The organism is Streptomyces sp. HUAS MG56 (assembly GCF_058673395.1).
On the sequence record NZ_CM178722.1, the window covers coordinates 2,445,148 to 2,466,386 of the forward strand.

General features: G+C 69.7%; 21 protein-coding genes and 1 pseudogene. 9 read left to right on the forward strand and 13 right to left on the reverse strand.

Annotation, left to right across the window (positions count from 1 at the left end; translation table 11 throughout):
• Positions 1-86 precede the first annotated feature (86 nt).
• The 7 genes from AC4OXY_RS11700 to AC4OXY_RS11730 form a co-directional block, all read right to left on the reverse strand.
• On the reverse strand, positions 87-848 hold the full coding sequence (locus tag AC4OXY_RS11700; RefSeq protein WP_491994818.1) for an urease accessory protein UreD: 762 nt from the start codon (positions 846-848) through the stop codon (positions 87-89).
• The gene (gene ureG / locus AC4OXY_RS11705) at positions 845-1,522 is read right to left on the reverse strand and encodes an urease accessory protein UreG (protein ID WP_356026982.1); all 678 of its coding nucleotides are present in this window, start codon (positions 1,520-1,522) and stop codon (positions 845-847) included. The genes AC4OXY_RS11700 and ureG overlap by 4 nt, the downstream gene beginning before the upstream one ends.
• A gap of 100 nt (positions 1,523-1,622) precedes the next feature.
• Positions 1,623-2,297, reverse strand: a complete 675-nt coding sequence (locus AC4OXY_RS11710; RefSeq protein ID WP_356026984.1) for an urease accessory protein UreF — start codon at positions 2,295-2,297, stop codon at positions 1,623-1,625.
• Positions 2,297-4,018 carry an urease subunit alpha gene (locus AC4OXY_RS11715; protein ID WP_491993869.1) on the reverse strand — a complete coding sequence of 574 codons (1,722 nt, stop codon included), beginning with the start codon at positions 4,016-4,018 and terminating at the stop codon, positions 2,297-2,299. The genes AC4OXY_RS11710 and AC4OXY_RS11715 overlap by 1 nt, the downstream gene beginning before the upstream one ends.
• Positions 4,011-4,322 carry an urease subunit beta gene (locus AC4OXY_RS11720; protein ID WP_356026989.1) on the reverse strand — a complete coding sequence of 104 codons (312 nt, stop codon included), beginning with the start codon at positions 4,320-4,322 and terminating at the stop codon, positions 4,011-4,013. Before AC4OXY_RS11720 ends, AC4OXY_RS11715 begins: the two co-directional genes overlap by 8 nt.
• Before the next feature lie 10 nt (positions 4,323-4,332).
• Positions 4,333-4,635, reverse strand: coding sequence for an urease subunit gamma (locus tag AC4OXY_RS11725; protein ID WP_356026992.1), 303 nt, complete (start codon positions 4,633-4,635; stop codon positions 4,333-4,335).
• Positions 4,636-4,869: 234 nt separating this feature from the next.
• The gene (locus AC4OXY_RS11730) at positions 4,870-5,181 is read right to left on the reverse strand and encodes a type II toxin-antitoxin system Phd/YefM family antitoxin (RefSeq protein ID WP_356026995.1); all 312 of its coding nucleotides are present in this window, start codon (positions 5,179-5,181) and stop codon (positions 4,870-4,872) included.
• A gap of 366 nt (positions 5,182-5,547) precedes the next feature.
• On the opposite strand from AC4OXY_RS11730, the gene AC4OXY_RS11735 reads away from it, so the two are divergent.
• From AC4OXY_RS11735 to AC4OXY_RS11765, 7 genes are all read left to right on the forward strand, one after another.
• Positions 5,548-5,745 carry a hypothetical protein gene (locus tag AC4OXY_RS11735; RefSeq protein WP_356026998.1) on the forward strand — a complete coding sequence of 66 codons (198 nt, stop codon included), beginning with the start codon at positions 5,548-5,550 and terminating at the stop codon, positions 5,743-5,745.
• A gap of 303 nt (positions 5,746-6,048) precedes the next feature.
• Positions 6,049-6,387: a hypothetical protein gene (locus AC4OXY_RS11740; protein ID WP_356027000.1), complete on the forward strand. Its 339-nt coding sequence runs from the start codon at positions 6,049-6,051 to the stop codon at positions 6,385-6,387.
• 7 nt (positions 6,388-6,394) lie between these two features.
• Positions 6,395-7,165 (forward strand): transposase, encoded by a 771-nt coding sequence (locus AC4OXY_RS11745; protein ID WP_491993870.1) that lies wholly within the window; start codon positions 6,395-6,397, stop codon positions 7,163-7,165.
• On the forward strand, positions 7,162-7,413 hold the full coding sequence (locus AC4OXY_RS11750; RefSeq protein WP_491993871.1) for a hypothetical protein: 252 nt from the start codon (positions 7,162-7,164) through the stop codon (positions 7,411-7,413). The genes AC4OXY_RS11745 and AC4OXY_RS11750 overlap by 4 nt, the downstream gene beginning before the upstream one ends.
• 403 nt (positions 7,414-7,816) lie before the next feature.
• Entirely contained in the window at positions 7,817-9,979 is a 2,163-nt protein-coding gene (locus AC4OXY_RS11755; RefSeq protein ID WP_491993872.1) for an MMPL family transporter, read from the forward strand.
• A 3-nt stretch (positions 9,980-9,982) separates the two neighbouring features.
• Complete coding sequence (locus AC4OXY_RS11760; protein ID WP_491993873.1) at positions 9,983-10,660, forward strand: response regulator transcription factor; 678 nt, start codon at positions 9,983-9,985, stop codon at positions 10,658-10,660.
• Entirely contained in the window at positions 10,657-12,039 is a 1,383-nt protein-coding gene (locus AC4OXY_RS11765; protein ID WP_491993874.1) for a sensor histidine kinase, read from the forward strand. The genes AC4OXY_RS11760 and AC4OXY_RS11765 overlap by 4 nt, the downstream gene beginning before the upstream one ends.
• 147 nt (positions 12,040-12,186) lie before the next feature.
• On the opposite strand, the pseudogene AC4OXY_RS11770 reads toward AC4OXY_RS11765, so the two are convergent.
• From AC4OXY_RS11770 to AC4OXY_RS11790, 5 genes and pseudogenes are all read right to left on the reverse strand, one after another.
• Positions 12,187-12,995: pseudogene (locus tag AC4OXY_RS11770) on the reverse strand (transposase family protein).
• Entirely contained in the window at positions 12,996-13,445 is a 450-nt protein-coding gene (locus AC4OXY_RS11775) for a hypothetical protein (RefSeq protein WP_491993875.1), read from the reverse strand.
• An 84-nt stretch (positions 13,446-13,529) separates the two neighbouring features.
• The gene (locus AC4OXY_RS11780) at positions 13,530-14,627 is read right to left on the reverse strand and encodes an integrase core domain-containing protein (RefSeq protein WP_491993876.1); all 1,098 of its coding nucleotides are present in this window, start codon (positions 14,625-14,627) and stop codon (positions 13,530-13,532) included.
• A 65-nt stretch (positions 14,628-14,692) separates the two neighbouring features.
• Positions 14,693-15,106, reverse strand: coding sequence for an ArnT family glycosyltransferase (locus AC4OXY_RS11785; protein ID WP_491993877.1), 414 nt, complete (start codon positions 15,104-15,106; stop codon positions 14,693-14,695).
• Positions 15,107-15,470: 364 nt separating this feature from the next.
• Positions 15,471-16,712: a NucA/NucB deoxyribonuclease domain-containing protein gene (locus tag AC4OXY_RS11790; protein ID WP_491993878.1), complete on the reverse strand. Its 1,242-nt coding sequence runs from the start codon at positions 16,710-16,712 to the stop codon at positions 15,471-15,473.
• A gap of 198 nt (positions 16,713-16,910) precedes the next feature.
• Between AC4OXY_RS11790 and AC4OXY_RS11795 the strand changes: the two genes are divergently transcribed.
• Both AC4OXY_RS11795 and AC4OXY_RS11800 read left to right on the forward strand, forming a co-directional pair.
• Positions 16,911-18,185 carry a hypothetical protein gene (locus tag AC4OXY_RS11795; RefSeq protein ID WP_491993879.1) on the forward strand — a complete coding sequence of 425 codons (1,275 nt, stop codon included), beginning with the start codon at positions 16,911-16,913 and terminating at the stop codon, positions 18,183-18,185.
• 179 nt (positions 18,186-18,364) lie between these two features.
• Positions 18,365-18,883, forward strand: a complete 519-nt coding sequence (locus AC4OXY_RS11800; RefSeq protein ID WP_491993880.1) for a hypothetical protein — start codon at positions 18,365-18,367, stop codon at positions 18,881-18,883.
• A 487-nt stretch (positions 18,884-19,370) separates the two neighbouring features.
• On the opposite strand, the gene AC4OXY_RS11805 is transcribed toward AC4OXY_RS11800, so the two are convergent.
• Complete coding sequence (locus AC4OXY_RS11805) at positions 19,371-20,792, reverse strand: non-reducing end alpha-L-arabinofuranosidase family hydrolase (protein ID WP_491993881.1); 1,422 nt, start codon at positions 20,790-20,792, stop codon at positions 19,371-19,373.
• Between the last annotated feature and the right edge of the window lie 447 nt (positions 20,793-21,239).

The window sequence follows — 21,239 nt, forward strand, 5'->3', positions numbered from 1 at the left end:
GGCATCTGCCATCTTTACCAATCCGATAACCGGACGATCATGTCCCGTTGACCGGTACGTACGTCACGCGGTGACCGGTAGGCACCTCACACGGCGAGCAGCGACCGCGCTTCCTCCAGCAGCCCCCGCAGCCGCAGCGCGTCCGGCGCGACGGCGCTGACCAGGGCCGCGGGTCCCGCCAGCGGTATCAGCGCGGCGCACTCCCCCAGGGCCTGCGCCCGGACCGGCCGCTCGGCGAACTCCGGCCGTACGACGACGAGTTGGCCGACACTGCGGTGTCCTGCCAGGACCGCCGGGCCGTCCCAGCCGCCCGGGGCCCCGGGGCCGCAGGACAGTTCCTGGTCCAGCACGGTCCGGCCCGCGACGCGTACGGTCAGCCGGCTCGTGAGCCGGCCGGGCTCCTCTCCGGCCCGGCCGAGGACCTGCTCCTCGCGCAGCACGAGGCGCGCTCCGGCGGCGAGTTCGGCGCGGGTGGTGACGTGCAGGTCGCTGCCGCCGGCCGAGATCAACTGCTCCGGCAGCCAGTGCAGTTCGGCGCCCTCGGCCACGTCGAGCCGGACGTCGTAGCGGGCCTCGCCCTTGCTCTGGCCCGGCAGCGCGATGGTGGCGGCGGCCGACCCGACGTGCAGTCGGGCGCCCTCGGCGACGGACGCCGAGAGCGCCAGGCGGTCGCCGCCGAGCGGACCGCTCATCGCGCCGACGACCATGACCCTGGCCTCGGCGCCGGTGGACCGGACGCGGCGCAGGGCCAGCGGGCCCTCACCGTCGAGCACGGGCAGCACCGTAGCGCCGCGGCCGTCGGCCCGGGCGGCGATGCGCGCGTGGGCCCGGACGCCGGCGGCGGTCACACCGTCCACGCGACGAGCCGTTCCCGGACCCAGGCGGCGACGTCCGCGACCCCGTCCCCGGCGCGCAACGACTGGAAGACGACCGGGAGTTCGGCCCGCTGGGCCTTGGCGTCGGCGGCCATCCGGGTGAGGTCGGAGCCGACGTACGGGGCGAGGTCCGTCTTGTTGACGACGAGCAGGTCGGCGGTGGTGACACCCGGGCCGCCCTTGCGCGGGATGTCGTCGCCGCCGGCCACGTCGATCACGAAGATCTGCGCGTCCACGAGCCCCTTGGAGAAGGTCGCGGTGAGGTTGTCACCGCCGGACTCGACGAGGATCAGGTCCAGCGGGCCGACCTCGTCCTCCAGGTCCTCCACGGCTTCGAGGTTGGCGGAGATGTCGTCGCGGATCGCCGTGTGCGGGCAGGCTCCGGTCTCCACGGCGGTGATCCGCTCGGGCGGCAGCACGGCCTCCCGGAGCAGGAACTCGGCGTCCTCACGGGTGTAGATGTCGTTGGTGACCACGGCGAGGGACAGCTCGTCGCGCAGCGCCCGGCACAGCGCGGCGACGGTCGCGGTCTTCCCGGACCCGACGGGCCCGCCGAGCCCGATGCGCAGCGCACGGTGCGTGCCGTCGGGCCGGTGCGCGTCCGCGCTGACGGCGGCGGGGCCGGAATGGGTGTGATCGAGGTGCATGGGTACGGCTCCTAGGGACCGGGAGGTTGGTTCGATGGGGGGCGGCGTCCCCGGGCTGTCGCTCGTCAACCGGCCGCGCCGGTGGGGTGGTTGGGCCAGGTCATGACGCGAACAGCCGGACCGGCCAGGCCGCGTGCCACTCCGCGCCGACCTCCAGCAGGGGGCCGGACGCCGCGGGCAGCGCGTCGACGCCTTCGGCGGCGGCTCGCCGTGCCGCCTCCACCGCCCTGTCCGCCACGCGGTCCACCTCCGGTGCCAGTCGCGCCAGCACGCCGGTCGCGTCGAACGGGTCCAGGCTCAGCAGGCGCACGGTCGCCGTCGCCGGCCCGCTCACGCTCTCGTACGCCGCGCAGTACGCCGCGTCGTCCGGGCCCAGTCCGGCCATCCGTGCGGCCAGTCCGAGCACCACCGGCTGGTGGGCACCCTTGGGGAACTCCCGGGCCAGCGCGTCGAGTTCGGGTGCGGGCCAGCTCGCGCGGGCGGCCCGCAGCAGCTGGCGTCCGAGCCGGCGCGCGGCGGCGCGCAGCGCCGGGGAGGGGGTGCGGGCGTCCGCCGCCGCGTCCAGTTCCCGCACGTCCACGCCGAGTACGGCGGCCGCCGCGAGCGCGCCCGCGACCAGCCCCGCGGTGTGCAGCCGGCCCCGGCAGAAGTCCTCCAGGTGCCCGGCACCGGTGATCCGGCCCGCCTTGACGGCGGCCTCCGCCCCGCCGGAGTGCGCGTGACCTCCGGCGGGAAAGCGGCCGTCGGCGAGGACCAGCAGCGCAGCCCTGCTCATCAGAAGAGGAAGTAGCGCTGGGCCATGGGCAGTTCGGCCGCAGGTGTCGCCTCGACCAGTTCGCCGTCGATGTGCACGGCGAAGCTGTCGGGGTCGATCCGCACGTCGGGCCGGGCGTCGTTCTCGCGCATGTCGGCCTTGGTGACCTGCCGGGTGGACTCGATCGCCACGAACCGCTTGCCGAGCTGGAGCCGCTCCGGCAGCCCGTCCTCGATCGCCAACGGGGCCACGAAATTCACCGAGTTGGCGGCCGGGGCGCGGCCGATCGCGCCGTACATCGGGCGGGGCAGGATCGGCTGCGGGGTGGGGATGGAGGCGTTGGCGTCGCCCATCTGCGCGTACGCGATCTGCCCGCCCTTGAGCACGAGGAGCGGCTTGACCCCGAAGAACGCGGGCTCCCACAGGACGAGGTCGGCGAGTTTGCCGGTCTCGACGGAGCCGATCTCGGCGGCGAGGCCCTGGGCGAGCGCCGGGTTGATCGTGTACTTGGCGACGTAGCGCCGTACCCGGTGGTTGTCCGCGCGGCCGTCGCCGGGCAGGGCGCCCCGCCGGCGCTTCATGACGTGCGCCGTCTGCCAGGTCCGCAGGATCACCTCGCCGACCCGGCCCATCGCCTGGGAGTCGGAGGAGATGATCGAGATCGCGCCGAGGTCGTGCAGCACGTCCTCCGCGCCGATGGTGGACGGCCGGATCCGGGACTCGGCGAACGCCAGGTCCTCGGGGACCGCCGGGTTCAGGTGGTGGCACACCATCAGCATGTCGAGGTGTTCCTCGGCGGTGTTGACGGTGTACGGCCTGGTCGGGTTGGTGGAGCTGGGCAGCACGTTGGCCTGCGAGACGACGGTCATGATGTCCGGCGCGTGCCCGCCGCCGGCGCCCTCGGTGTGGTACGAGTGGATGCCCCGGCCCGCGATGGCGGCGAGGGTGTCGCCGACGAACCCGGCCTCGTTCAACGTGTCGGTGTGGATGGCGACCTGAATGCCCGTCCGGTCGGCCACGGTGAGCGCGGCGTCGATGACGGCCGGGGTGGAGCCCCAGTCCTCGTGCAGCTTCAGGCCGGCGGCGCCGCCGCGGATCTGGGACAGCATCGCCTCGTGGCTGACGGTGTTGCCCTTGCCGAGGAAGCCCACGTTGACGGGGTAGGCCTCCATCGCCTCCAGCATCCGGGCCAGATGCCAGGGTCCGGGCGTCACGGTGGTCGCCTTGGAGCCCTCGGCCGGGCCGGTGCCGCCGCCGACCAGGGTGGTGATGCCGGAGGCGAGCGCCTCGTCGGCGATCTGCGGACAGATGAAGTGGACGTGCGCGTCGATCGCACCGGCGGTCAGGATCCGCCCGTTGCCCGCGATGATCTCGGTCTCGGGGCCGATGACCAGGTCGGGGTGGATGCCGTCCATGGTGTCGGGGTTTCCGGCCTTGCCGAGCGCGGTGATCCGGCCGTCGCGGATGCCGACGTCGGCCTTGACGACGCCCCAGTGGTCGATGACGACCACGCCGGTGATCACGGTGTCGGGGGTGCCGTCGGCGCGGGTGGCCCGGGACTGGCCCATGGACTCGCGGATGACCTTGCCACCGCCGAAGACCGCCTCGTCCCCGGAGGCGCCCGGGCCGCCGGAGCGGTCCTCCTCGATCTCGATCAGCAGATCGGTGTCGGCGAGCCGGATGCGGTCACCGGTGGTGGGGCCGAAGAGGTCGGCGTAGGCGCCGCGGGAGATCTCAGGCATCGAGGGAGCCTCCGGTCTCCCCGCGCAGCCCCGGCACGATCCGGGCGCCGGCGAGGGGGACGAGTTCGACGTCGACGGGGATGCCGGGCTCGAAGCGCACGGCGGTGCCGGCGGCGATGTTCAGCCGCTTGCCGCGGGCGGCGGCGCGGTCGAACTGAAGGCCGGGGTTGGCCTCGGCGAAGTGGTAGTGGGAGCCGACCTGGACGGGCCGGTCGGCGGCGTTGAGGACGGTCACACGGGTGGCCTCGCGGCCCTCGTTGTAGGCAATCGGGCCGTGCGCGAACAGAACCTCTCCGGGAATCATCGCGGCGCCCTCAGATGATCGGCTCGTGCACGGTGACGAGCTTGGTGCCGTCCGGGAAGGTGGCCTCCACCTGGACGTCGTGGATCATCTCGGCGATGCCCTCCATGACGTCGTCCCTGGTGAGGATCTTGCGGCCGGAGGACATCAGCTCGGCGACCGTACGGCCGTCCCGGGCGCCCTCAAGGATGTGCGAGGTGATGAGGGCGACGGCCTCGGGGTGGTTGAGCCTGAGCCCGCGGGCCCGGCGCTTCTCGGCCACGTCGGCCGCCACGTGGATGAGCAGCCTCTCTTGCTCGTGCGGGGTCAGTTGCACGTCCCACCTCACAGTCCTCGCTCCGGACCGTACGGGGTCCGGTTGCCGCAGCCACCACGACGGAGACAGGTCTAACACACCGACAAATACCAGGATTGACAGCAATCCGGGCAGAAAAACCGCTGGTGGCGTGGATCGGCAGGTTAGTTCGTCGGAGTTTCAACGACGTTAACCAGACCTTGATCGCCCGATGACCGCGGGATGGTAAGCGGCTTACCCGTTCATCCGCACGGGTCAGGACACACCGGGCCGCCGGTGCTCGGCGGCCATGCCGGGCCCCCGGTGCTCGGCGGCGAGCCCGAACCGCTGCTGCCGTTCGCGCGGAGCGGAACCGGCCTCGTGCAGCCCCGACACGGAGCTGATCACCTGCTCCTCCGCGGCCGGCTCGTCGAGCGCGTCCAGCCGCTCCAGGTCACCGGCCGAGACCAGCGCGACCAGCGGCTTCCCATGCCGTGTCACGACGACGCGCTCACCGCCGTACACCACCCGGTTGATCAGGTCGGCGAGCTCAGCCCTGGCTTGCGTCACCGGAATCTCGTAGGCCATGACCCTAGTTTACGGGTCGCCCGTGACGTCCATCAGTTCTAGGGAGGGCGGGAAAAGGCCAGGTCAGATGTCTTTCGGCTGTCGTCTCACACAAGGTCTGTGAGAAATGTGTGAGACGACGGCCGTGCCGGCCAGTACGCCCGTACACAGGACGAATCCTCACCCCGCGGGCGGTGGCCTGGCACCTGTTGTCCAGTTCGCAACCTTGTCGGTAAGTAGTTCGGCCTTCACCCTTTCCTGGTCAGCTGACGATCAGAGGGGGGAATGTGCCGACCGCCTGATCGGAGAGCACGACATGACCGCCGACATCAAGCAGCCCGCCTTGCCCCGCCACGGTCGGATGGCCGGGCCGAGGGTCGCGTGATCGTGGATCCACCCGGCGAGGGCGGCGGCCGTTGCGTCCGTGTCGACAGCGAGACACTGGGCACCGGGTACAGCCTGCGCGACCTGTCGGTGTTCCTGGAGCGTGCCGGCCTGGAGAGGTTGGACGTGGTGGACTTGGTGAACTCGCCGCTGATCGAGTGGCGGAGTGGCGGGCCGGAGGTTTGGCCGGAGGTGGAGTGACGCTCGGCAGTCCCGGTTTGACCCGATGATGGCGTGGCTCGCGCTGCGGGTGTGCTCCCGTGGCGCCCGAGGTGCGCAACGCGCAGCAACACCGCGGCCGGGATCACGGGTCCTGCCTGCGCTTTCCCGGCTCGCTGTGCACTGCGGCACGGAACCCCCTCTTCACTGTGTGCAACTCGGCACTCCACACGATGCGTTGCCAACCCTAAGAGCTGTCCCGCACATAGTTGGCGGGGCGGCGGCACCAGGTGCTGAGCGGATACTCGCGAGACTCCGGCGTGGCAGCTGTGGCAGCCTGCGGGCATGCCAGAGCTGCGCGTTCATGCAGGCCGCCACTACGCCGTCCAGTTCCACTACGCGTTGCCGGACGACGCCTGGCGTGTGGAGCTGAGCGAGGCCGTGCCTGCGCCAGCTGCGTGGGCTGAGATTCCCAACGCACAGACCCACCTGCCCGGAGCTGCCTTCATGGTGGCGGTGATACCCGACGAGGACCCGAACTTGGAGCCGGCCGTCCACATCCACAGCCACGACGAGCACGTCATCCCCTACGAGATCATGCGCTGGTTCATGGAGCAGGTGGCCGAGCAGGTCGAGCGCTGCCGCCTCGCGTTTGAGCAGGGAGCTCCTGAAGCGGTGGAATGATCATGCAGTGACTGGTGTGATCACGGCGTCGGAGCCTGCCTGGACAGCCCCGTTCAGCGGACTGAGCCCGCGACAGTTCGGCAAGCTGATCACGGCGTTACGACGCGAGGGTGCAGATCCCGTTCGCAAGGGCCGGCCGTGGAGCCTTCCGCTGGAGGACCGGGTCCTGCTGGTCGCCGCGTACTGGCGCACCAACCTCACGCTGCGGCAGCTGGCACCGCTGTTCGGGGTATCGAAGTCGGCCGCCGACCGCATCATCGACCACCTCGGCCCCTCGCTCGCGCTTCAGCAGCGCAAACGGTTCCGCAAGGACACCGTCCTGATCGTCGACGGAACCCTGGTCCCCACCCGGGACCACAGCATCGCCGAGCAGTCGAAAAACTACCGGTACTCCGCCAACCACCAGGTCGTCATTGACGCAGACACCCGACTGGTTGTCGCCGTCGGCCGACCGCTGCCCGGCAACCGCAACGACTGCAAGACATGGGAGCTGTCCGGGGCGAAAGCCGCCGTCGGCAAGACCACCGTCATCACGGACGGCGGCTACCGCGGCACCGGCCTGGTCATCCCACACCGCCGAGAGAAAGGCCAGAGCGATCTCCCGGCCTGGAAGGAGGAACACAACGCCTCCCACCGCAAAGTCCGCGCCCGCGTCGAGCACGCCTTCGCCCGCATGAAGACGTGGAAGATCCTGCGCGACTGCCGCCCCAAGGGCGACGGTGTCCACCACGCCATGCTCGGCATCGCCCGCCTGCACAACCTCGCCCTCGCCGGGTGACCGAGAAGACGAGCAGGGTCGTCCACCCCATCAACGGCGCGGGCATCTTCACCGACGTCGCAGCGTTGCAGCGCCAAGGGCACCGTCACCGCCGACTGCTCTTCAGCTCGCGTGACGAGGCCGCTCTCCCGCTGCTCGTGCGAGGCGTCGACGTTCTTGCGGATGTCGACAGCGATGATGAGTTCGTGGTGGGCCTCAACGCGCTGATCACAGGGTTCCGCGCGCTGATCCCCTCCTCCCGGCAGTGACCGCGTGGCCACAGCCCCGCTCGGCCGGCGGCGTCGGCCCGAGTGCTGCCTCCCATGACGACCGGGAAGAGCGGCCACGCTCGCCGGCACATATCTCATGACGCACTGCGGCTGCTCCGCAGTCGATGCTGGCCAGGTCGCCGACGCGCAGGCAGTGGTCCTCGGGAATGCCGTGCGCGACGGCGTCGTGCACGGAGGCGCCGAAGGCGGCGAACAGGACATGTCGGCGTGACCGTGAGGCGCGCGCCGTCGGGCCGGGAACCGGACGTTCCTGACGCGGCACCGCACGAGCGTGTGCCGGTCCGTGCCGGGCGCTGAAAGCGTCCGGTAAGGAAGCTCTCCCTACCTTCCGTCAGTGAGGTGAGCAGCGGCTGCCGCCGCTGCCGGTCACTGGGAGGGAATCGTGGAGAAGCTGAGCGGATGGGTGATCCGCCATCGGCTGGTGGTGGGTCTCAGCTGGCTGGTGATCACGGTGGTGGGCATGCTGGTGGCGCCGTCGCTCTCGGGCCGGCTGCAACCAGGCACCCATGTCACCGGCCCCGGCTACACCGCCAACGTGCAGATCGCCCGGAGCTACGGAGGTGCGACCCAGGACCCCGCTGTCGTGGTCCTGGACCTCCCGACCGGGCAGACCGTCAATTCGCCGCAGGCGCGGGCGAAACTGCGGGCGGTGGACAGGGGCATCGCCACGGCGGCGCCGAGCCTGCGCCTGGTCTCCTATGCCTCGACCGGCAGCCGGACGCTGGTCGGGAACGGTGGGACGAGCACGATCGTCCTGGCCTATCCGCCGAAGCCCGGTGACGACATGGCCACCGATCAGATCGACGCCCTCACCAGGGCTGTCACAGCCGCGGCGCCAGGTCTGACCGTGCACGGCACCAGTCTGCGGGCACTGGAGGCCGGCAACACCACCGGCGGCGGCAACTCCAGCGTCACCGGTGAGCTGATCATCGGAGCGGTCGGCGCGCTGGTGATCCTGGCCTGGGTGTTCGGGTCGCTGCTGGCGCTGTTGCCGCTGGTCATGGCCCTGATCTCGGTGCTGACGATGCAACTGCTCGTCTACGGGCTGACGTTCCTGATGCCGTCGTCCTCGCCGATCCACCCGGCCGTGCAGTACATCGTGGCGCTGCTGGGCCTGGGCCTGTCGATCGACTACTCGCTGCTGGTGGTCACCCGCTGGCGCGAGGAGCGCGCGGCCGGCAAGAGCAACGAAGAAGCGGTGCGCGCGGCCGTGCAGCGGGCCGGGCACAGCGTCTGGTTCAGCGGCATGGTGGCCTCGCTCGGCCTGTTCGCGCTGACCGTCATCCCCAACTCGATGGTCCGCGGCATCGGTGTGTCCGGGCTGTTCATCCCCTCCACCGCGACCCTGGTCGCGCTGACGCTGCTCCCTGCGGTGCTGTCCAAGATCGGGCCGCGGGTGGACTGGCCGCGGCGGGCGTCGCGACGGCAGGCGGACAGCCGGTTCTGGACCGGCTGGTCGAAGTTCGTGATCAAGCACCGCGTGGCTTCGGCGGTCGCGGGCCTGGGCATCCTGGCCGCGCTGACCGCCACCGCCGCGACCATCGACATCAGCACGCCGAGCAGCCACGCACTGGCCACCGCCGGCGCCTACACCGACGGCCTGCACACCCTGGAAACCGACGGATTCCCGTCCGGGACGTTGACCGCGGTGCCGGTGTACGTCCCGAACGCCGTCGGCGCGGGGAACACCGTGAACGCCCTGGACACCGTTTCCAGCCTGCGTGGCGCCGCAGCCCCGGCAGGACCGGCCTGGCACACCGGGGGCAGCGCGATGGTCATCGCGATCCCGTACCACGAGGTCGGCAGTGCCGACGGCGGCACCTCGCTGGCCGACATCCGCCGCAGCGTCCCACCCGGTGTGCTGGCCGGTGGCGAGGGCGCACAGAAGATCGACGAGACCAGCGCCACCTACGGCTCGTTCCCGCTGCTGTTCGCTGTGGTCGCGGTGGTCACCTTCCTGCTGCTGACCCGCGGGATGCGGTCGGTCCTGCTGCCTGCCAAGGCCGTGCTGCTCAACATGCTGTCCGTGGCGGCCTCCTACGGCCTGCTGGTGATCGTCTTCCAGCACGGCATCGGCATGAAGGCGCTGTGGGGCGCGTCCACCTACGGCGCGATCGACACCCTTGCCCCGGTGCTGATCTTCGGGTTCCTGTTCGGCGTGTCCATGGACTATGAGGTGTTTATCCTGGCCAGGGTCCGCGAGGGATACGACCGCACCGGATCCACGCGGGAGGGCATCATCGAGGGTGTGGCGCGCACCGGCCGCCTGGTGACCTCCGCCGCGTTGATCCTGTTCTTCGCGCTCGCCTCGCTGGCCACGGCGAACGACGTCACCGTGCGCGAGATCGCCATCGGCCTGGCGTTCGGGGTGGTGCTGGACGCTATCGTGGTCCGGATGCTGCTGCTGCCCGCACTGGTCTCGCTGTTCGGCGACTGGAACTGGTGGCTGCCGGACCGGGCCGCGCGACTGCTCCGGCTCCCGGTGACGCGGTCAGCCGACGAGGCCCGTCCGGAGCTGGTTCCGCAGCGGATCGGGGAGGCATAGGCCGTGCGGGTGCTGGTGGTCGAGGACGAGCCGGACGTCGCCGAGGCCCTGGTCTGGGGCCTGCAGGCCGAGGGATACGTCGTCGACGCGACGGACAACGGCACGGATGGGCTGTGGATGGCGACGGAGAACGCCTACGACGTCATCGTGCTGGACGTCATGCTGCCCGGCCTGGACGGGTACCAGGTGGCCAAGCGCCTGCGCGAGCGCGAGCGCTGGACGCCGATCCTGATGCTCACCGCCATGGACGACGACCTCGACCACGCCGAGGGGCTGGACTCCGGTGCGGACGACTACCTCTCCAAGCCGTTCTCCTACCCGGTCCTCCTCGCACACCTGCGCTCCCTGACCCGACGCACCCTCGGTGCCAGGCCGGCGGTGCTCGTCGCCGCCGGCCTGGCACTGGACCCCGCCGGACGCACCGTCACCCGCGACGGTGCGCCCCTGGAGGTGACCGGCCGGGAGGCCGCCGTGCTGGAGTACCTGCTGCGACGCAAGGGCTCCGTCATCTCCAAGGCCGAACTGCTGGAACACTGCTGGGACGCCCACTCCACCGGCGACCCGGCGATCGTCGAGGTCCTCGTGCACCGGCTGCGGCGCAAGATCGAGAGGCCGAGCGGGCCGACCGTCATCGAGACCGTGCGCGGCAAGGGATACGTCATCAGAAGCGAGAAACCATGACCGGGCTTGCGCGCGCCTGGCGCCGTCTGGCACACGGCGCGCGCCCGCGCACCGTGCGGACCCGCGTCACGGTCATCGCCGGTCTCGCGCTCACCGCGGCCGTCGTCATCGGGCTCCTCGTGATGTACCTGCTGCAGGTCGGCCAGGCCAAGCGCACCATCGCCGGGCAACTGCGCACCTACGCAGTACAGATCGAGCAGTCGGCCACCGCCGGGGCTTTCCCGCAGCCACTGCCGCCGTCGGTGCTCGACGCGCAGGCCCAGTCCCAGGTCCTTGCGCCGGACGGGACCGTCATCGCCTCGACACGCAATCTGGCCGGCAGACCGGCTGTGTTCACACTTGCGGCGGATGCCACGACCCCGGTTCGGCAGAAGGCCGTCGACGGCGTCCTTCCCGGCGAACTCTCCGTCCTCGGCGAGCGCACCAAGGTCGGCGGCCGACCGGTCACCGTCATCACCCTGACTGCCACCAGCCAACGCGACCAGGTCGACGAGACCTTCGCCCGGCTGCTCGTCATCGGCGTGCCGGGCACGCTCCTGGTGGCATGCGGCACCGTGTGGTGGGTGGTCGGCCGCGCGCTGCGGCCGGTGGAGCAGATCCGGCGCACCGCCACCGCCATCACCGCCGCCGAGTTGTCCCAGCGCGTCCCCGAGCCCGGCACGGACGACGAGATCGGCCACCTGGCCCGCACCATGAACGACATGCTCGCGCGGCTGGACGACTCCGCCGCACGGCAACGCCGCTTCGTCGCCGACGCCAGCCACGAACTCCGCAGCCCCCTGACGGCCATCCGCACCGGCCTCGAGGTCGGACTCGCACACCCCGACCGCGCACCCTGGCCCGACATCGCCTCACGGGCCGCCCGGCAGACCGAACGCCTCGAAGCGCTGATCTCCCAACTCCTCACCCTGGCCAGGGCCGACGCCGGAAAGCTGGCCGCGCGCCGGCAAACCGCCGACCTGTCCGCGTTGCTCGCCGAGATCCGGGCGACAACCACGGCGCCGCACCTGGAGATCGAGCTCGCGGTCCCGGCGCACACCACGGTGACCGGCAACCCGGAGGACCTGTCCCGGCTGTTCCGCAACCTCATCGACAACGCCGCCCGGTACGCGCGGACGAGGGTGTCCGTCACGGCGGGGGTCGAACCGGACGGCATCCGGGTCGAGATCGGCGATGACGGACCGGGAATCCCGGTCGAGGAACGCGAGCGGGTCTTCGACCGCTTCGTCCGCCTCGACGCCGACAGGGGACACGGCACCCGCTCCACCGGGCTCGGGCTGCCCATCGCCCGGGAGATCGCCACGGCGCACGGCGGCACGATCACGCTCACCGAAACCGACGGCGGCGGAACGCGCGCCGTGGTGGCCCTGCCGCGCTGACCTGAAGCGTGGCGTTTGAAGGCATGGGTGCCCCTGTTGCCCATTGAGCGGCGTGCATCGTGAAGCCGCAGGTCAAGAGGCTGGTGTGCGCGGAGTTCGGGGCGCTCGGGCTGGTCGTGGGCGGATGACTACGGCGGAGATCATCGGTCACCGGGAGACTGCGCGGTCTGTGAGGACCAGCAGGGCCCCGACCAGGGCGGTCGCCCATCTCGGGTCGGTGCGAACCTTGCCGAGCACGCGCCAGTTCTCGAGGTGGGCGAAGCCGTTCTCGACCGGAGCCCGGACGGCCGCGGGCGCTTTGTCGGAGAGCTTCTGCCCTCGCGTCAGGGGCCGGTTCCGGACGGCCTTGCAGCCGCTGATCACCGCGAGGTCGGCGTCGGGATCTGTGTCGTCGAGTCCGACGAACCCCAGGTCGGCGATGGCCCCGAGCCCGGCCGTCCGCAACTTGTGCGTGAGCTGATCGTGTCGGCAGGCGGTGATCTCCGAGGCCCGTCCGGGCCGGGTGGCCGAGACCCAGATCAGTCGGCCTTGTCGTCGGTGAGCGCGATCACGAGCAGGCCATGGCATTTGCTCTTGCCGGAGTAGTTCTTCCGGTTCTCGTCTCCGCTGCGTCTGCGGGTGCGGATCAACGTGCCGCCCAGCAGTACGATCCCGCCGCCCTTTCGGGCGATCTTCTTCAGCACGCGGTCCAGGCGCGGGGCGCGGGCAGCCAGCAGACCGACGACCTCGCGCACTCAGCGGGTGACGGTAGTGCGGTGCACCCCGTTCCCACCGGCCAGGTCGCCGGGCCGCTGGTCACAGCGCAGGACCGCCAGCACGATCCCTGCGATCTTTCCCGTGGGCCGGGCCCGCCACGGCGAGCCGATCTTCTTCAGATGGCTGCGTATCAGGTCGGCGAGATGGTTCAGGGTGGCGCTCGACAGCGGCAGGCGGGCGGTGCAGACAAGACCGGACAGTCAGCGGAACAGGCGGAAGAACCCGCGCACCTGCTTGACCAGCGACTCCGGCTGCTCCAGCGCGGCGAAGTGGCCACCATGCGGCAGCTCCTCGAACCAGCGCAGGTCGGTGAACCGCAGCTCGGCCTCCCGCCTCGACGGGCGGGTTATGTCGCGCGGGTAGACCGACAGCCCGGATGGCGCGGTCACCTTGTCCCGGAAGTTGGCGAAGCTCTCCCAGTACAGGCGCGCCGACGAAGTGGCCGACGCGGTGAACCAATAGACCGAGATCTCGTCGAGGATCGTCTGCCGCGACAACGCGTCCTCGGGATGGCCGTCGTTGTCCGTCCACGCCCAGAACTTCTCGGCGATCCAGGCGGCCTGTCCCGCCGGGGAGTCGGTGAGGCCGTAGCCGAGCGTCTGCGGCCGGGTCGCCTGGATCGCCGAGTACCCCCGGCCGGTGCGCTGCATCTCCTTCTCGGCCTCGAGATTCGCCAGCTCCGCGGGCGTCGGGTCGTCGAACGTTGCCCTTGCAGATATCTCCGTCCGTGCAGGTCAGGCGGCGTGTTCGTACTCGTGAAGGATGCCGCCGAGGCCATCGCGTCTTCGTATGTCGAGGCGGGCTATTTGGTCCGGACCGGCGATCGGGGCGGGCAGCGGGTAGAGCGGACGGGCGTTCGCGATGCCCTGATGCGGCCGGTGTCCGTTGTAGAACTGCTCGAACTCACGCAGGACGTTCAGCAGGTGCCGCTGGTTCCAGATCAAGGTCCGGTCCAGCAGCTCGCGCCGGCACGTTTGCACCCACCGCTCCACGGTCGCGTTCATTCTCGGCATCCGGACCCCGCTGAGCACGACCTCGATCCCCACGTCCTTCAAGATGGCGTCGAACAGCCCGGGGAACTTGCCGTCCCTGTCCCGGATCATGAACCTTGCCCGAGAGCCCGCGTCCTCCAGGTCCATCACGAGATTCTTCGCGGCCTGGACCACCCAGGACGCGGTCGGGTGGGCAGTGGCGCCCAGGACGCGGACCCGGCGACTGCCGTGCTCGATGACGGCGAACACGTACAGCCGCACTCCGGTCAGGGTGACCTTCTCGAAGAAGTCGCAGGCCAGCAGGGCATCGGCTTGGGAGCGCAGGAAGTCGCCCCAGGTACTGGAGCTCCGTTCGGGCGCCGGGTCGATCCCCGCCTCCTTCAAGATCTCCCATACCGTGGATGCGGCCACCTTTACCCCCAGCACGAGCAGCTCGCCGTGCACCCTCCTGTAGCCCCAGCCGGGATTCTCGCGCGCCAGGCGCAGCACCAGGACGCGGATGGAGTGCACGGTGCGCGGCCGGCCCGGGCGCCTGGGCCGGGACCCGGCGGCATGGCGGCGCCCGACCAGGTCACGGTGCCATCGCAACACCGTGTCCGGCCGCACCAACAACCGCAACCGACGCAGCACATCCCGCGGGAGCCGGTGCAGCAACGCCGCCAGGAACGCCCGATCGCCCGGCTCGAACCGCGGCCTGTTCCCGCCCAGCTGCCGCTCCAACATCGCAATCTGATGGCGCAGCACCAGAATCTCCACGTCCTTGTCCCGGTCGCTCATCGGCAGCAGGCGCAGCATGACGAACGCGTTCGTCACGCCCAGGTAAGCCAGTCGCAGCAGCACGGCCGATCATGTTCCCGCAGCGTCCGGCACGCGCACCAGAGCACCGGCCCAACCGACCGGGAGTGTCAAGACCCGCGAAACCCGCATACCGCTCTCACCTGCACGGACGAGGTTTCCGGCAAGGGCAGGGCCCGCCGCGCGCCGCCGAACTCACGCGCGGTCATCCCGCCCACGACCACCGTGCCCGCGGCGGCCAGCGCGGGCCACAGCCGCAGGCCCGCCTCCGAGACCCCGAACAGCGACAGCGAGACCCGGGCCAGCAGAGGCGCCAGCGCCGGCTGGTCCACATAGCTCGCCTGAAGGTGCCGAGCGCAGTCCAGGAAGTACAGCTCGTCGATGTGGAAGCCGTAGCGCGGCGACAGCGCCATCAGCACGGCTAAGACCACCACGGCGACGGCGAACACCCGCCGGTCCAGCGGTGCGATCCCCCCGCCGGCCTCCCCGTCCGCACGCCACCCCACGTCCGTCGCGTCCGTCATCCCCGCTACGCCCCGTCCTCGGCCCCTCGGTCGCGTCGCCCGGCCGGGGGCGGCCCGGCCCGCGCGCTCCCGGGCCGCTCGTACCCTACGCACCCAGTCCACACGCGGTGAAGCGCCCCCGGCCAGCGCCTCCGGGCGGCCCCTCGGATCGGCTCGTTGCGGCCTGAGCGGCCCTGCCGGGTGGTGTCTGCGCCATGCCACTGCCTGTGCAGCTGTTGCCTGACGGGCCGCCAGCATGACGTCGCAGTAGATGCCGGATGTGGCCATGGAGCCCGGAGCGCTCGACGGCCTGTTCATGCACGTCGTCGATGAGCGCGGGATTCAGTTCGTCAGCTCGGTCGGCACAGAGGGCTCCTTTCGGGCCTCACGCAACGATGATCACCTGATACCACTCACTGTCGAGGATGCGGTCGGACTGCACCGCCCGCCCCAGCTCGCCACCCGCAGCTTTGTTGTCGTCATTGTCGACATGAGCCCGTATGCAGGGCGCGTTGGGCGGGCTGCCCCGGTCGACGGTGACGCCCGCGACGTCCCATACGCCACCGATCTGGCGCGGGGTGATGTCCACACACAGGGCACCGTCATTCCCGCCCTGGTAGGTGCTCGCGAAGGGGTACTCGTCACAGGAATCGTTGGGGACACCGGTGGCGCCCCGCACGAAGCGCAGTGGCCCACGGTCGCAGGTCGTGGCACGCCTGTTTCTGTTGTCCGGGTCGAGGGGGTCGACAAACCGCTCCAGTGGGTGGTCGGCGTCGCCGAATCTGCCCGAGAGGTTCTTCTGCGCCCACTCGTAGGCGACGGCCGCCCCGTGGTAGACCGATTTCGAGAAGGTCACGTCGGCCAGGTGGCCCATGACGATGCAGCCGGGGCTGTTGCCGACCTCGTCGTCGCAGCGCACCTCGGGGCCGAGCCACTCGGTGTGGGTAGTCCGGGGCGCCGCGCCGAGGATGGTCCCGTCCACGCGGTAGGTGGGCTGGATCTGTGAGTGGAACCCCTTGCCGACGGTCGAGGTGTAGGTGAGGGTGCCGCCGTCCTTGCCCTGGCCACTGTGCAGGAGCACGGGTGCGCCGCCCCAGGCCGGTGGCCCCGCAGTGCACTGGCCGCTGCAGGCGGAGCTCAGCGACAGCGTCACGCCGGTGACATTGGGCGTCATCTCGGTGACGTAGGCGCTGACGTCCTCCGACCACCGCGCGCCAGACAAGGAGGCCATGGACGACGCGGCCACGACCATGACATCGGCGTGGCCGATCACCACCTGCTTGTCGTCGAGGAGCTCGTAGAGGACCACGTGCCGTGTGCAGTACGCCTTGCGGGTGGAAACGACAGGGTCGCTGGAATCCTTGGTGCAGAGGTCCGCCCCCGGGTTGCCGGCGCGGACAGGAGCAGGGGCGAGGGCAGAGGCGGGTTCTGCCCTGAGGCATGTCCAGGCCGCGCCCTGGCGTTGGAGTGCGGAGCCAGGGGCGGTGTCCGTGCAGGTGCCGTGGCCCTGGGGGGTTGCCCGGCTCGTGGGCGGTGCGGCGGCGGCTGTTGAGGTGCCCACGGCGCACAGGGCTGCGGTGAGGGCGAGCGAGGCTACCGCCGCCAGGCCGCGTCTGACGTGTTTCAAGAGGTGGTCCCTTCCTTCGGTGGCCCCTTTGCGGGCACACCGATGGCATGGAACCGGGCAACTCCCGTTCATACCAACCGAGAACGGGACAGTTTTTGATCGTATTTGGCCAGTTGTGGCGTCGCCCTGCCGCCCCCGGCGGCGCTACTTTCACTCCCACTCACCTCACAGACCACGCACAGCAGGGGGAAAACAACGATGCGCCGCACAAGAACCCGCCTGGGCAGAGGGCTCGGAGCGCTCTTAGCCACCGCGACGGCCGCCGTGGGCCTGGCCGCCGGCCCGGCCGCCGCCGCACCGGCCGCGCCCGCCGCCGCCCAGCAGACCACCGAGCCCGGCCAGAGCTGTACCGCAGCCGATCTCGGCAAGCGCCACCCGGTCATCAAGAGCACCGAAGTCGCCCCAGTGATCACCCACTTCAAGGGCTGGTACGTCACCGAGGGCACGACCGGCTCCCAGACCATCTCCACCAACACCCAGACCACCATCTCGGTCTCCGTCGGCGTCAACGGCAACGTGCAGGGCAGCTTCGCCGTCGACGCCCTCGGCATGGTCGGCGCGAGCCTGGGCCTGAACGTGCAGGTCAACTACACCTCCACCAGCAGCGTGTCGAACTCCATCACCTGGAACTTCTTCCAGCCCGGCTACTACGGGCTCTACAAGGGCACAAAGAAGGTCACCGGCACCTACGGCAGTCTCAACTGCAATCGCGTCCAACAAAGCGACGGAAGCTACGCGTTGAAGTGGCTCGAGGGCCCCGACACCGGCAGCTACACCACCTACACCACCATCGAAGAAGGCGCGGTGCGCTGCGAGGACAAGGTCCCCGCCAACAGCATCATGGCCAAGGCACAGAGCCTGCTGGACTGCGCCACCGCCACCGCCACCGCCACCGCCAAGCACGCGGCGGGCCTGGTCCCCTCGGCAAAGGCCACCGCAGCCCGGCACGCCGCCGAGAGCGCCACCAACGCCACCAAGAACGCGAAGAGCGCCCCGGTCACCGCGCCCACCGCCCAGGCCGCTCTCACCTGTGGCACCGACGCCTACAAGATCGCCGTACCCGACAAGCCCCTGAACTGGAGCGCACCGCTCCTGGCCAACGACGGCATCCGCCTGCGCGAATCCAACTTCACCAGCGCCCACCTGGACAACTGGCGGCTGTGCAACGTGACGGAGAACAACGGCGTCCTTGAGGCGTCCCTGTGGAACTGGGGCAACGGCGGGTGCGCGACCATCGCCGAGCAGAACGCTGCCAACGAAGGGGCGGCCCTGACCACGGCCACCTGCGCAGAGGACGACCTCCAGCGGTTCTACATCTACCGCGACGTCCCCGGCTCCGGGAAAATCGGCCTCCAGAACAAGTACACCGGCTACATGATCGGCCATGACCGCTACGCCGACGGCGAGTTCCTGCGCCAGTACAGCAGCGGAAGGCCGGACGGCACCGGCACCTACGACCTCGTGAAGGTCTGACCGCCAACCAGCCATAACCGCTCGGGCCCTGGCCGAATCCGTCTGGGGCCCGAGCCGCGCGCGGCGGGCGGGTCGGGTCATGCCTACCGAGGGACGGCAACACACCTCACCTGGGAAAACGTGACCCTAACCTTCGAACGCACACACTTGAGTAGCTGTAGCGGGCATGATGATCCATCGTGGATCTCTCGGGGATAGCCGCCATCCTGGCGCTTGTAGGCATACCAGTGGGCGTGCTCACAACTAGGTGGCAAATGCGGGCAACCTTGCGGCAGGCCGAGATGGCACAGCGCAGCGCCCTAGACGTCGCGGCCCGGCAGTCCGATAGGGCCAAGGAGCTCGCCACCGAGCAACAGACAGCTGACCGCAACAAGTGGATGCTCACGACCAGGTACACGGTTTACCGGAGCCTCCAGGGTTCCGTAGCGAACTTCAAGCACGAGGTGCTGGCGAGTGACAACGAGTGGGATAGAGCAGCCGTCGAGAAGGCGTTCGACGAACTGCACGAAGGCGTTCACAGCGTGTCGGAACTTGGACCTGAGCAAGTCGGGCAGGCAGCAAGGCTGCTGAAGGCCGCATGCTTCACGATGATGCGCCGTGCAAGTGGCCCCGGCGGCCTTGACGAGATCTGGCGACGCACGGTCAGTCCCGCGCGCCAGGACCTAGACGAGGCCATCCGCAAGGCTCTGGCTGACTGAGTGGCGCCTGCTCGGGCGGCCCCGAAGTCGTCTTCGCTGTGCTGTAAGGCCCAGTGGTCGATCACGATGCCGCGGTCGTCAATGACGGTCACGTCGTGGCTGGCGCTGGCCCAGTCCCATCCGACGAACATCAGTCTCGTCCCCTCTGCCGGAGTTGGTGGCTGACTCCGCAGGTGACGAGACCCGGCTGCCGGTTCCTCATTGTTCGGCCCTCGTCGGTGGGGCATGTCCTTGACGCCGGTCTGGGGCCTCGGCGTGTCAGGGGCGGCAATACTCAAACTGGCCGTCGAGTGCGGCACGGCAACGAGGCCGTCCCCGACACTCACCGGGGAGTCACGGCCCATGGGGTGGGCCGCAGCATTGATACTTCCTTGGCGGAGGCTCACTGACCCGGCCGCTCCGGGCTCCGTCCACGAAAGACACGAAAGAGAGGAACCCCGGCCGACGCACGGCTGGAGTTCCTCAAGGCGGTGAATACCGGTCGGGGTCAGCGTTGCAGGGTGAGGAGACCCGGTCGCCACGGCAGCAGGTTGTAGGGGGTGCCCGGCGGTGTGCTGGGGGACTTGCCCTGGTAGAGGAGCTGCAGGTTGCAGGGGTCGATGGTCATGGTCTGGTCGGGGTTGTTGCGGACCAGGTCACCGTGGCTGATGTCGTTGGTCCAGGTGGCACCGCTGTTGGCCTTGCCCGCGAAGGGGTTGCTCTCGCCGGCGGCCTGCGGGGTCCACGGACCGTCCAGGCTGGAGGCCGTGAACGAACGGAAGAAGCGGTCCTCATTCGCACCGCGAGCCTCGACGATCATGAGGTACTGGTTCTGGCCCTGGACCTTGTAGACCTGCGGCGCCTCGAACAGGTTTTTCGTCGTGTCAGTCATGACCGTCGTGTACGACGAGCCGAAATTACCCGGGAAGTTCCCGATCGGCATGCTCGCCCGGTAGATGTTGCCGTTGTCACCGGCGAAGAACAGGTACATGTTCTGGTCGTCGGCGATCAGGGTCTGGTCGATCGGGCCGGCGCCCGGGATGCTGCCGGTGAACAGTGCCTGCGGCGCGGACCAGCTGTTGGGGTTGGTGGGATCGCTGGAGGTGCGGTAGAAGAACGGCCACTGACCCCACTGGGACGCCAGCACCCAGATCTTCTTGGGCGCGAAGTAGAACAGCGTGGGCGCCACCGTGCCCTGGTTCATCCCGGTCTGGCCGGCCGACGCCATGTCCGACCAGTTCGTGAAGGGAGCAAAACCCATCGAGCCGTATGACCCGGATTGGTCGACGGTCGAGCCGTAGACCAGGTGCTTGCCGTTGTACACCACGTTGGTGAAGTCCTTCAGCGAGACCCAGCCGTTCGCCGGCTGCGCCAACGGACCTGTGGAGGTCCACCGGTATGTCGACGGAAGAGAACACGTGCTGCCCGCTCCGGACAGGCCGGTCCACTTCTGGTTGTCGGCGCCGTTGCACGACCAGAGCTGCACGGCCGTGCCGTTGGCCGTGGCGCCGCCCGAGACGTCCAGGCACAGCCCGGACTCCACGCCGACGACCGTGCCGTCGGAGTTCACCCGCCACTGCTGGTTCGCACCGCCGTTACAGGCCCAGATCTCCACCTTGGTCCCGGCCGTGGTGGCCTGGCCCGGGACGTCCAGGCACTTGTTGCCGTACACCGTCAGCTGGTTGCTGTCCGTCAGCGTCCACTGCTGGTTGGACCCGCCCGTGCAGCCCCAGATCTGCAGGAACGTGCCGTCGGTCTGGCTGGCGCCCGGCACATCGAGACACCGGCCGGAACCAACGCCGCGTAAGGCGCCGCTGGTTGCCGCCTGAGCCGGGCCGGCGACGAGCAGCGCCGCCAACGAGACCAATGCCGTAATCGCGGCGGCGAACACCGCGGACGGATGCCTGCGGCTGAAACTATGTCTGCGCATGGACGACCTCGTAATCCTCGTAATCCTTGAGCAAGCGGTCCGGTTGGCCCCGTCGGAGGCTGTGCGGACTGTCGATGCGGTGCAGTCCCGGCGCTGTTCGCGATACCGAACAAAGGTCGAAGAGCCGAGCAACCGGATCATAGAGAACCGGTGGTCAGCGTCAATACCTCTCGGCACAATTCGCGAACCGAAAGCATTCGCAGGCTGAAACCGGGCGGCCTCAAGTTCCGTGGTGGTGCGGGCCTTTGGCGTGAGGGGGCAGGCAGGCTGCAGTGCGGGCAGGCACCGGCGGAGCACTGCGTCTCGGGCATCTCCAGCTCAGAGGGGAGGAGGCAGCTCGGTCCGGCCGGTCATGAGGATGTCGTGGTTTGCGAAGAGGGCGTCGAGCTGGGCAGGCGACCTGGTCACGTCCGCCGGAGTGGTGTATTGACGGCCACTCGGTGATCT